General features: G+C 53.6%; 1 protein-coding gene. It reads right to left on the reverse strand.

All coding sequences use genetic code 11. The features are described from left to right. A partial coding sequence (locus tag H5158_RS22805; RefSeq protein ID WP_182740990.1) for an Ig-like domain-containing protein occupies positions 1-513 on the reverse strand: 513 nt, incomplete at both ends.

Genomic DNA, 513 nt, shown 5'->3' on the forward strand with positions numbered 1-513 from the left:
ACCACTGATAGTCCATGCCCCAGAGCCATCAGCCGTCACAGTACGCGATTGGTTATTCGAACCATCGCTGATAGTCACACTGACACTGGCATTGGCTTCCGCCCCAGAGCCGGTGATCAATACACTGTCATCTTCTACGGCATTGATCCGGCCATCAACCTCAATCGGGGTCGTTATGGTCAAGGCATTCGGTGCTGCGTTATCTAAAATCACCGCGGTGCTGGCTGCACTGGAAGTATTACCCGCCGCATCACTTTGTGTGGCGCTGACGGTGAGCGTGCCATCGTTAAAGCTGCTGACATCAAACTCACTACCACTGATAGTCCATGCCCCAGAGCCATCGGCCGTCACGGTACGTGATAAGTTATTCGCGCCATCGCTGATAGTTACACTGACACTGGCATTGGCTTCTGCGCCAGAGCCGGTGATCAATACACTGCCATCTTCTACAGCATTGATCCGGCCATCAACCTCAATCGGGGTGGCAATCGTTAAGGCATTCGGTGCTGCGTT

Source organism: Pseudoalteromonas sp. SR45-6 (assembly GCF_014163545.1).
GTDB lineage: Bacteria > Pseudomonadota > Gammaproteobacteria > Enterobacterales > Alteromonadaceae > Pseudoalteromonas > Pseudoalteromonas rhizosphaerae.